Below are 9,039 nucleotides of genomic sequence, written 5' to 3' on the forward strand. Positions count from 1 at the left end.
CCCGCGGGCAGGGGAACGCGTACGTTCAGGCACTCAAGCGGACAGTCACGCACGAGGCGCGTGGACAACATCACCACAGAACCCGATGAGGGCCTGTCCGGCGGATCTTGCCGAACAGGCCCCTGGTCCCGAGGAGGGCTCAGCGCTTGAGCGTGAAGGTGAAGTCGCCGGAGAGCTTGCCGCTCAGCCGGACTGCCGAAACGAGGTTCCCCTCCGTGATCAGTCGCTCGACCTCGGCCCGCGAAAGACCGCAACCTTCAGCGATCAGTCGCACCGGCCGGACAGGGATCCGGGCCGCAAAGCGGACCGAGACGTCGATCACCTCGCGGTCCAGGTGATCCGATCCGCCGGTGTCGAGGCGCCAGGCGTCGTCCCAGTCGAGGGCGATGCGATTACGGCGCCGCACGACCGGATCCTGGAGCAACTCAGCCGCCAGGCCAGGGTCGTTGTCATGCATCCGGTCCAGCAGCTCAGGTCGTACGGAGCGCACGTTCATCCGCTCCAGGACCGTGAGCTTTGCCGTGTCCCCGCAAGCGGTACAGAGCACGAGGAGCCAGGCGTCGAGGAGCTTGTGGTTTGCATTGACGCGAAATTTGCCGTTTGCCCGGAAGCGCTCGGACGCGCACGCGTGGCAACGGCGGAGAACGGTCGGCAGGCAGGTGGGCATGACCACCCAGTTATTGAGCACAGAAGTACACCGGTTTCAGTGAGAAATCCGCAGCAAAAAGGAGCGCGGCGCACATGCGCGACGCGCGACACATCAGCTCTCGGGAGGTCTCACAGGGTGTACAACGGCACGTCCTTGCCTAGACGACTTGGCTCGGCGGCACGGTAATGGTGCACAGCGGCGCTGTTCCACTGGTTTTCGAGCGCCTCACCGCCAGGTTCTGTCCGGCGGATCGTGGACGAAGCCAGAGCCGGATCACGGCGACGGTGACGGTGCCGTGGAAGACGCAGGCCCAAGGGTCGCCCCCGGTTAGCATCGGCCGCATGGCGATGTTCGTGCACCTGACACCCACGGCGAACGCGGCGCGCATCCGCCGTTCCGGGATACGGGCCGCCAGTCACGGCCGCGACGGCTCGCGGGGCCTCTACTGCTTCCCCGTCCTCCCGTCGTACACCCTCACTCACCAGTGGCTGCGCGAACTGGCCCGGCACGGCGGCCCGCGCGGTCTCGTCGCCGTACACCTACGGCTGCCCGACGACGAACCCGTCACCGTGGGCCGCTACAACCACAGCCCCGCAGCCACCACGGCCGCCGAGGCCGTCCGCCGCACAGCCGCGCTGGACGACCCGCGCGGCTGGGAAGTGTTCGTCCCCCGCGCGGTCACCAGGCACGAAGTGCACCGCCTCCGCGCCGTCCGGCAGGTCACCGGCTGGCGCTACTTCCCCGACTCCAACGGCAGGACGCCCTGCACCTGCTTCGGTTGCAGAGTGCGCGGAGAGTACGGCTCACAGCGCCTGCGCCGACGTCGGCCACACCCCCTCGACGGCCCGGCGCCCGCAACCCCGGTCCTCCTCCGCCGGATCGCCGCAGCGGGCACCCCCGGCGACACCGCGCAGCTGGTCGAGACCCTCCACTGGTTCGGCATGCGCCGACGCGGGCCGCTCGACCAACTGGCCCACCTCGCCGACCACCCGAACCCACAGGTCCGGGTGGCCCTCGTCGAGGCCGTCGCCAACTGGTCGACACCGGGAGTCACGGAACTCCTCCACCGCCTCGCCCAGGACCCTGACGCGGACGTCCGGGAGGCCGTCGAGTTCACCGCGCCCGAGGAAGAGCCCTAACCGAACTCGCACCACACCACCTTGCCCGGGTTCCGCTCCCCCACCCCCCACCGATCGGCGACCGCCGCCACGAGCAGCAGCCCCCGCCCCGACTCCCCGTCCGGCTCCTGCACCCCGGGCTTCCCGCCGCCGCTGTCATGGACTTCGACCCGCAGCGACACCCCGCCCTCCCCCAACAGCAGCCGCACCCGGTACCCCCGCCCCGGCGGCACCCCGTGCACCAGCGCGTTGGTGGCCAGCTCGCTCACACACAGCAGTACGTCGTCCAGCCGCGCACCGAACCCCCAGTCGGTGACAGCACCGCGCACGAACTCCCTGGCGGCAGGCACCGATCGGTGCTCACGCCGATAGAACCGCTCACGCAGCAGCGAGAGTTGCATCGTCTCGTTCATGGGACGAGAGTCACACTCGGTCACCACGCTGTCGCAGTACGCGCACCCGTACAGAATTCTTGTACGGGTCGTGCGCGCGTGACGTACGCACGCAGGTGGGAGTTCGATCCGTATGCACCCCAGGAAGCGGCAGCGCAAGAACGCGTCGGCAATGAAACTCGTGGGCAAACTGGTCGGCGTGTTCCGCGTCGCGGCGGGCCTGACCCAGGCCCAGCTCGCTGACCGGGTGGGCCACCAGGTGGAGACGATCGCCTCGATCGAGCAGGGCAGACGCGCGCTGCTGCCCGCGCTGGCCTGCCGGTTGGACGAACTGCTGGAGACGAAGGGAGCGCTGGGGACGGCGGTGGAAAACATGCCGGAGGTCGACCTGATTCCGGCGTGGGCGGAGCAGTACATGGACCTGGAGCGGGACGCACTGGCTCTCTGTTTCTTCGCAAACCAGGTTCTGCCCGGTCTGCTTCAGACCGAGAACTACGCCCGGACCGTCTTCGACAGCCGAGTCCCTACGTTCAGCCAGGATGAGATCGACGCCCATGTCGCCAAGCGACTGGCACGTCAGGAGATCCTGCGCCGCAAGGTGCCACCGACCACCAGCTTCGTCATCTCCGAGGCCGTTCTCCGCGACCGCCTCGGAGGCAACGAGGTATACCGGGAGACCTTGCGCCACCTTCGCACCTGTGCCGATCTGCCGGGCGTCACCCTCCAAGTCATCCCACTGGGCAGGCGGACTCACGCAGCACTCGACGGGCCGTTCATCCTGCTGGAAACACCGGACTACCAGCACATCGCCTACACCGAAACCCAACGCGGCAGCCAACTCATCTCGGACCCCGACGAGATCAGCATCCTCGCGCAGAGGTATGCGATGCTGCGAACGCAGGCCCTCAACACCGAGGAAACGGGGGACCTGCTGGACCAGCTGCTAGGAGAGCTATGAGCACCGAACGTGAGTGGTTCAAGTCCAGCTACAGCGGCAGCGACGGCGGCGAATGCCTCGAAGTCGCCTACGACTGGCAGAAGTCGAGCTACAGCGGCAGCGAGGGCGGGCAATGCGTCGAGATCGCCGCGCACCCCGCCGTGATCCACATCCGCGACTCCAAGAACCCCGACGGCCCCACCCTCACCGTCGCGCCCACCACCTGGACGGCCTTCGCCGGCTTCGCCGCCGACCGGCGACTCGCCTGACCCCACGGGAGGGATACCACCATCATGGCTGTCATCCACAACGCCACCACCCTGACGCCCACCAAGCTGGAACTCCTCGCCACCTGGCTCCCCGCGCAGCCCTGGTACCGCGGCAAGGCGGGGCAGCAGCCCGAGCTGGCCAGGACCGGCGGATTCCGGCTGGACGATCCGCAGGGAGAGGTGGGGATCGAGTTCATGGTGGCCACCGACACGTCGGGGGACCAACCCGTCTCGTACCAGATCCCGTTCAGCTACCGCGGCGCACCGATCCCGGGCGCCGACGAAGCACTCATCGGCACGACGGAGCACGGGGTGCTGGGGAAGCGGTGGGTGTACGACGGGACGCGTGACCCGGTCCTCGTCGCCCAGTTGTTCGCACTGATCGTCGGCGAGGCCGAGCCGCAGATGCAGAGTACGAGCAACACCCCCGACCCATCCGTCACGGGCTGGTTCGCGGAGACCGGCGTCAAGGCCGCGATCGCCTCCACGACCGTGACCGACGACCCGAGCGGTACGGACCTCCTCGTGGAGACCGCGGCCGACGGACGCCGGCTGACCATCCACATCAACCGCCTGCTCCAGCCCGGCCGGGCGATCGAGGGGCAGGCGGCACTCGGCCACGTCACCGCGGACGCGCCACTGCCCGACGGCACCAGGGCACGCACCACGTTCGCCGTCGTTCACGCACACCGATAGCCCGGCTCGGCCCCGGTCGCGTCCCGTCGTTGTCAGTGGCCGCGTCTAGAGTCGCGGCCATGGCGACGCTCCCGAACCCGCTCCCGTCCCTGACCACGTCAGGGCTCCAACTCCCGCCCGGCTCACTGGTGGACGCCACGGTCGACGGCGTATGGCACGAACCGCTGCTCTGGTACGGGGACGAGCCCGCGTCGCCCGGGACGTGGGTCGGGCTGCGTGAGGCGGGTCGGCCGGTCGGGCTCATTCCCGTACTGATCGACGGCGGGAGGCGCGACCAGTGGCCCGACACCTGGGACCTGGCCCCGGACAGGACGTCGTACCCCGGTGATCACGACGCCGAGGAAGTGCTCGGCGAGTACTGGGCGGACTGCGCACCCGACGAACTCGACGCCGCCGAGGACGAGTGGCCGGGCCTGGCACCCGCCCCGTCCGTCGACGGGCAGTCCACCCCGGACGGCCTGGCGGCCGAGATCGCGGACGAGTGCGTCGGCCCGGACGGCTGGTTCCCCGGTACCCGGGCGGCGCTCGTCCCGGCCCGGCGCAGCGCGGACATTCCGGCCGCGATCGGCTGGTCGGGCCCGGTCAACCACGAGGACGACGTGGCCCGGCTCTGCGCCGTGCTCCGCTCCTGGGAGGACCGCTTCGGCATACGGGTCGTGGTGCTCGGCTTCGACACCCTGACCGTGTCCGTCGGACGCCCGCCCACCACCCTCACCGAGGCACGGGCACTCGCCGCCGAGCACTTCGCGTTCTGCCCCGACAACATCAACCAGAACCCGCCGTACGACCTGGACGTGTACGCCGAGAAGATGGTGCTGAACCAGGAGACCTGGTCGTTCTGGTGGGACTGAGTACAACAACTCATGCGGCTTCCCCGGACTCCGAGTTGACTCGTACGCATGCCCGAAGAAGTCGAAGAAGTCACTGACACCCGGCCCTCGCGCACCTGGGTCGCCTCGCTGATCTCCACGGTCGTGACGCTTCCGCTGGCGTTCTTCGCCCTGGTCTTCGGCGGGCTCTCGCCGATGGCCTGCGACTCCTGCGGGGAGGCCGAGGCCCACCGGTTCGATGCCAGCTTCGATCCCGCGTGGACGGTGCTCAACCTCGGCCTGGTGCTGGCGCTGATCACCCTGGTCACGAGCTGGGCGCTCAGCAGGCAAAGGCCGCCGGCCGCTCTGGCCCTCGCCGTGCTCGCGCCGAGCGTCGTGTTCTTCGCGTGGGTAGTGTTCATGGCCCTGGTCGACTGGCCCTGACCTCCGAGGGGTCAGCCGCCGCGATGCGCAGGCCGGGTTCCTCGGGAAGTTCCCCGAATGTGGCCGGGTAGCCGAGTCACGCCGGCAGAACGCCGTCCCGGAGCGCTGTCAGGACGCGGCGCGCCTCAGGCGGCGGCCCAGGAGAACGGCTCCTGTGCCCGCGATCAGGGAGGCGGCGGCGATGCCGGTGAGTGCGGCCTCGGCCCGGGCGTCGGGGGTGGATCCTGAGGCGGCCAGAGCGGGCCGGGCGGAATCGGACGCCGTAGCGGCTCGGAGAACGAGGTCGGTGACCGCATCCGGGTGGCTGATCATGGCCACGTGGGAGGAGTTGATCTCCACCGTGTGTGAACCCGCACGCTTGGCCTCGAAGCGTTCCTGGTCGGGGTTGATGGTCTTGTCCTGTTTCGCGACGAGGAACCACGACGGGATGTGCTTCCAGGCGGCCACCTTGGCCGTCTCCGAGAACGCGGTCGTCGCGGCGGGTCGTTGGGTGACGGCCATGACCCTCGTGGTGCTTTCCGGCAGGTCGGCAGCGAAGACCGGGTGGATCCTGTCGGCCTTGAGGTACAGGTCTGTCCCGCTGACGCCGCCGGCCCGGTAGGGAACGGACTTCGTGGCGGTGCCGAGTTCGCTGGGGAACTTGGCGCCCAGGGACATTCCGCTCTCACCCACGTCGAGCATCAGCGCCGATATGTACACCAGTGACTTCACCCGGGGGTTGCCCTCGGCGGCCGAGCTGATCAGGGCGCCGCCGTACGAGTGACCCGCCAGTACGATCTGGCCCTTGATGCTGTCCAGCACGGAGGCGATGTAGGTGGAGTCGCTGTACAGCCCGCGCAGCGGGTTGGCTGGGGCGACGACGGTGTAACCGCGGCGTTCGAGCCGTTCGACGACCCCGTTCCAGCTGGAGGCGTCGGCGAAGGCCCCATGGACCAGCACGATGGTGGGTTTGGCCGTGGTCGTGCCGCCGTCCGCGGCGGCAGGGGCCGCCAGGGTCGCGTACAGGGCCATGGTGCACCCGACGGCCAAAACATGTGTGCGACGTATTCGGCGCCGTGAACCGACGACCGGACGTACTGCCATGCCGTTCTCGCTTTCCGTGAGGCTACGGCACCGAGCGTGCACGCACCCCCACCGGCAGGCGCGGCCACGCACTCCAACCGGGTGACAGGAGACGGCCGCTCGACGCCCTTGCCGAGGTTTCAGAGCCACCGTTGCCGTATCAGATCTGCGCTCTGCCGCCATCGACAAAAAGCTCGATTCCCGTGACGAAGCTGGAGTCGTCCGAGGCCAGGAAAAGCGCGGCCTTGGCCACTTCGTCGGGCTCCCCCATGCGGCCCATCGGAATGGTGGACGCAAGCCTCGCGATGTTGTCCTGGGGTAGCGCCGCCACGAGCGGCGTTTCGATCGGACCAGGGCTGAGGACGTTGGACCGGATGCGACGGTCCTTCAGCTCCACCGTCCATCCTCGTACGAAATTTCGGACGGCGGCCTTGCTGGCGCCGTAGACCGAGAACTCCGGGGTTCCTTTGACGCTCGCAACGGAGCCCGTGAGAATAATGGAGGCGCCGTCGTTCAATAGCGGTAGCGCCTTTTGCACCGTAAAGAGCACGCCCTTGACGTTGACGTCGAAAATTTTGTCGAAGTGTTCTTCCGTGACGTCTTCCAGCGAAGCGAACTCGCTCAGGCCGGCATTGGCGAAAACGATATCGATCCGCCCCTTCGCCCTGACGGTCTCGTAGAGGCGATCGAGGTCGGCCAGTTCGGCGACGTCACCCTGAACGCCGGATACGTTGCCGCCGATTGCCCGCACTCCTTCATCGAGTTCCTTCTGGCGGCGGCCCATGATGAAGACATAGGCGCCCTCTCCGACGAAGAGCTTTGCCGTGGCGAGCCCGATCCCTGTGGTACCGCCGGTAATGACCGCCACTTTCCCCTGAAGCTTACCCATGGTCACTGCTCCCGATCGCGGTGGATACGGATGGCCGGACGGGCCAGGTTCGTCCCGGACAACACAATCATCATTCGGAAAGATCAGGCCGAGCCGATACACCGTGCCCGATGGCGAATTAATCAGCCGAGCGGCGGCCCTGCGCCCAAGCCTTGGCCCCCACCGGTCCAACATCCATGCATAACGCTTCCGGAAACGAGGAAGCGCCTCGCGAGCTGCGATAGCAGGAGTCCCTCAGGCTTCCGGCACGAACAATCAGCAAGGCACTACCGAGGTGCAAGCTTCCCGTATACCGGCGGCGGTCCCTGCTGCGTTCGATGTACCGAATCCGACCGCAGATGCCGCGCTGGTCCCAGCGATACAGCCGGCCACCAGGTGCAGTCTGCCGCACCTGGTGGCCGAGAAAGAGAAAAGGACCGACGCGAATAACAACGCGGGCGCGTCGGCGCATGCCGATTCGCCGGGCGCCGGGCCCGGTCAGGCGGCCGAGAGGGCCGGCGCCGAGGCCCGCCGCCGCAACCAGGCCCGCGAGTACTACGTGTCGGAGACCGCCTACGGGGACGCCTGCGCAGCGGGCACGCCTGCACGGCGCAACTGCTGATCAACGGACGCACGCGCGGTCCGGTGTTCGTCGCCGAACCACCGCCCCAGCCGGGCAAGGCCGTCAGCCCCCACAGCGTCTGCCTGGTACGAGACGATCCCTACGCGCGCCCCAGCCGCTGCGCGACCTCCGTCGCCCAGTACGTCAGGATCATCTGCGCACCGGCCCGGCGGATGCCGGTCAGGCTCTCCATGATCGCCGCGTCCCGGTCGATCCAGCCCTTCTCCGCGGCGGCCTCGATCATCGCGTACTCGCCACTGACCTGGTATGCGGCGACCGGCACGTCCACCGAGTCGGCGACCTTCGCGAGGATGTCGAGGTACGGACCGGCCGGCTTGACCATGACCATGTCGGCGCCCTCTTCGAGGTCGAGCGCCAGCTCGCGCAGGGACTCACGGGTGTTCGCCGGGTCCTGCTGGTACGTCTTGCGGTCACCCTTCAACGACGAGCCGACGGCCTCGCGGAACGGTCCGAAGAACGCCGACGCGTACTTCGCCGTGTAGGCGAGAATCGAGACGTCCTCGTGGCCCGCCCGGTCCAGCGCGTCACGGGTGACGCCGACCTGGCCGTCCATCATGCCGCTCGGGCCGACCACATGGGCGCCCGCGTCGGCCTGGACCTGGGCCATCTCGGCGTACCGCTCCAGCGTCGCATCGTTGTCGACGCGGCCGTCGGCGGTCAGGACACCGCAGTGGCCATGGTCGGTGTACTCGTCCAGGCACAGGTCGGACATGACGACGAGCTCGTCACCGACCTCCTCGCGCACGGCGCGCAGACCGACCTGGAGGATGCCGTCCGGGTCGGTGCCCGCCGTGCCCCGGGCATCCTTCTTCTCGTCCACGGGAACGCCGTAGAGCATGATTCCGGAGACCCCGGCCGACACCGCCTCGACGGCGGCCTTCCGCAGGGTGTCCAGAGTGTGCTGCTGGACGCCGGGCATGGCCGAGATGGCGACGGGCGCGTCGATGCCCTCGCGCACGAACGCGGGCAGGATCAGGTTCGCCGGGTCGAGCCGTGTCTCGGCGACCATGCGCCGCATCACCGGGGTCGTCCGCAGCCGCCGGGGGCGGGAGCCGGGGAAGTTTCCATACACAGTCATGCTTCGAGACTAGACCCGTACACATCACCGATTTACCGACACCGGCGCCGGAAAAGCGTCACAACGGCGCCGGG

Annotated in this window: 12 protein-coding genes; 7 read left to right on the forward strand and 5 right to left on the reverse strand. The window is 68.4% G+C overall.

Going from position 1 to position 9,039, the window contains the following annotated elements:
- Nucleotides 1–139 precede the first annotated feature (139 nt).
- On the reverse strand, nucleotides 140–667 hold the full coding sequence (locus ACFU8Q_RS35380; RefSeq protein ID WP_384462422.1) for a DUF1062 domain-containing protein: 528 nt from the start codon (nucleotides 665–667) through the stop codon (nucleotides 140–142).
- A 323-nt stretch (nucleotides 668–990) separates the two neighbouring features.
- Here ACFU8Q_RS35380 and ACFU8Q_RS35385 point away from each other — a divergent pair, with 323 nt between their 5' ends.
- On the forward strand, nucleotides 991–1,788 hold the full coding sequence (locus ACFU8Q_RS35385; protein ID WP_384462390.1) for a HEAT repeat domain-containing protein: 798 nt from the start codon (nucleotides 991–993) through the stop codon (nucleotides 1,786–1,788).
- On the opposite strand, the gene ACFU8Q_RS35390 is transcribed toward ACFU8Q_RS35385, so the two are convergent.
- Nucleotides 1,785–2,180: an ATP-binding protein gene (locus ACFU8Q_RS35390; protein WP_384462393.1), complete on the reverse strand. Its 396-nt coding sequence runs from the start codon at nucleotides 2,178–2,180 to the stop codon at nucleotides 1,785–1,787. The two genes, ACFU8Q_RS35385 and ACFU8Q_RS35390, sit on opposite strands and share 4 nt — an antisense overlap.
- A gap of 112 nt (nucleotides 2,181–2,292) precedes the next feature.
- Here ACFU8Q_RS35390 and ACFU8Q_RS35395 point away from each other — a divergent pair, with 112 nt between their 5' ends.
- Genes ACFU8Q_RS35395 through ACFU8Q_RS35415 form a run of 5 tightly spaced genes read left to right on the forward strand, consistent with a single transcriptional unit; the run spans nucleotide 2,293 to nucleotide 5,314 of the window.
- Nucleotides 2,293–3,117, forward strand: a complete 825-nt coding sequence (locus tag ACFU8Q_RS35395) for a Scr1 family TA system antitoxin-like transcriptional regulator (RefSeq protein WP_384462395.1) — start codon at nucleotides 2,293–2,295, stop codon at nucleotides 3,115–3,117.
- Nucleotides 3,114–3,365 carry a DUF397 domain-containing protein gene (locus tag ACFU8Q_RS35400; RefSeq protein ID WP_384462398.1) on the forward strand — a complete coding sequence of 84 codons (252 nt, stop codon included), beginning with the start codon at nucleotides 3,114–3,116 and terminating at the stop codon, nucleotides 3,363–3,365. The genes ACFU8Q_RS35395 and ACFU8Q_RS35400 overlap by 4 nt, the downstream gene beginning before the upstream one ends.
- 24 nt (nucleotides 3,366–3,389) lie before the next feature.
- Nucleotides 3,390–4,061, forward strand: coding sequence for a 1,4-alpha-glucan branching protein (locus ACFU8Q_RS35405; RefSeq protein WP_384462401.1), 672 nt, complete (start codon nucleotides 3,390–3,392; stop codon nucleotides 4,059–4,061).
- 59 nt (nucleotides 4,062–4,120) lie between these two features.
- Nucleotides 4,121–4,912, forward strand: a complete 792-nt coding sequence (locus tag ACFU8Q_RS35410) for a DUF4253 domain-containing protein (RefSeq protein WP_384462404.1) — start codon at nucleotides 4,121–4,123, stop codon at nucleotides 4,910–4,912.
- 48 nt (nucleotides 4,913–4,960) lie between these two features.
- Nucleotides 4,961–5,314, forward strand: coding sequence for a hypothetical protein (locus tag ACFU8Q_RS35415; protein ID WP_384462407.1), 354 nt, complete (start codon nucleotides 4,961–4,963; stop codon nucleotides 5,312–5,314).
- Between the two features lie 108 nt (nucleotides 5,315–5,422).
- On the opposite strand, the gene ACFU8Q_RS35420 is transcribed toward ACFU8Q_RS35415, so the two are convergent.
- The gene (locus ACFU8Q_RS35420) at nucleotides 5,423–6,325 is read right to left on the reverse strand and encodes an alpha/beta fold hydrolase (RefSeq protein WP_384462410.1); all 903 of its coding nucleotides are present in this window, start codon (nucleotides 6,323–6,325) and stop codon (nucleotides 5,423–5,425) included.
- 211 nt (nucleotides 6,326–6,536) lie between these two features.
- Nucleotides 6,537–7,265, reverse strand: a complete 729-nt coding sequence (locus ACFU8Q_RS35425) for an SDR family NAD(P)-dependent oxidoreductase (RefSeq protein WP_384462413.1) — start codon at nucleotides 7,263–7,265, stop codon at nucleotides 6,537–6,539.
- Nucleotides 7,266–7,659: 394 nt separating this feature from the next.
- Between ACFU8Q_RS35425 and ACFU8Q_RS35430 the strand changes: the two genes are divergently transcribed.
- On the forward strand, nucleotides 7,660–7,866 hold the full coding sequence (locus ACFU8Q_RS35430) for a hypothetical protein (protein WP_384462416.1): 207 nt from the start codon (nucleotides 7,660–7,662) through the stop codon (nucleotides 7,864–7,866).
- 100 nt (nucleotides 7,867–7,966) lie between these two features.
- Here the strand turns inward: ACFU8Q_RS35430 and hemB are convergent, their stop codons facing one another.
- Nucleotides 7,967–8,965 (reverse strand): porphobilinogen synthase, encoded by a 999-nt coding sequence (gene hemB, locus ACFU8Q_RS35435; RefSeq protein ID WP_384462419.1) that lies wholly within the window; start codon nucleotides 8,963–8,965, stop codon nucleotides 7,967–7,969.
- Nucleotides 8,966–9,039: the final 74 nt, after the last annotated feature.

The sequence above is a fragment of the Streptomyces sp. NPDC057543 genome (assembly GCF_042801895.1).
Lineage (GTDB): Bacteria > Actinomycetota > Actinomycetes > Streptomycetales > Streptomycetaceae > Streptomyces.

Excerpts from the sequence above, each read along its gene's own strand:
- hemB (WP_384462419.1), bottom strand. The coding sequence starts at position 8,965 with ATGACTGTGTATGGAAACTTCCCCGGCTCCCGCCCCCGGCGGCTGCGG.
- ACFU8Q_RS35395 (WP_384462395.1), top strand. The coding sequence starts at position 2,293 with ATGCACCCCAGGAAGCGGCAGCGCAAGAACGCGTCGGCAATGAAACTC.
- ACFU8Q_RS35390 (WP_384462393.1), bottom strand. The coding sequence starts at position 2,180 with ATGAACGAGACGATGCAACTCTCGCTGCTGCGTGAGCGGTTCTATCGG.
- ACFU8Q_RS35420 (WP_384462410.1), bottom strand. The coding sequence starts at position 6,325 with ATGGCCCTGTACGCGACCCTGGCGGCCCCTGCCGCCGCGGACGGCGGC.
- ACFU8Q_RS35380 (WP_384462422.1), bottom strand. The coding sequence starts at position 667 with ATGCCCACCTGCCTGCCGACCGTTCTCCGCCGTTGCCACGCGTGCGCG.
- ACFU8Q_RS35425 (WP_384462413.1), bottom strand. The coding sequence starts at position 7,265 with ATGGGTAAGCTTCAGGGGAAAGTGGCGGTCATTACCGGCGGTACCACA.
- ACFU8Q_RS35410 (WP_384462404.1), top strand. The coding sequence starts at position 4,121 with ATGGCGACGCTCCCGAACCCGCTCCCGTCCCTGACCACGTCAGGGCTC.
- ACFU8Q_RS35405 (WP_384462401.1), top strand. The coding sequence starts at position 3,390 with ATGGCTGTCATCCACAACGCCACCACCCTGACGCCCACCAAGCTGGAA.
- ACFU8Q_RS35385 (WP_384462390.1), top strand. The coding sequence starts at position 991 with ATGGCGATGTTCGTGCACCTGACACCCACGGCGAACGCGGCGCGCATC.
- ACFU8Q_RS35400 (WP_384462398.1), top strand. The coding sequence starts at position 3,114 with ATGAGCACCGAACGTGAGTGGTTCAAGTCCAGCTACAGCGGCAGCGAC.
- ACFU8Q_RS35415 (WP_384462407.1), top strand. The coding sequence starts at position 4,961 with ATGCCCGAAGAAGTCGAAGAAGTCACTGACACCCGGCCCTCGCGCACC.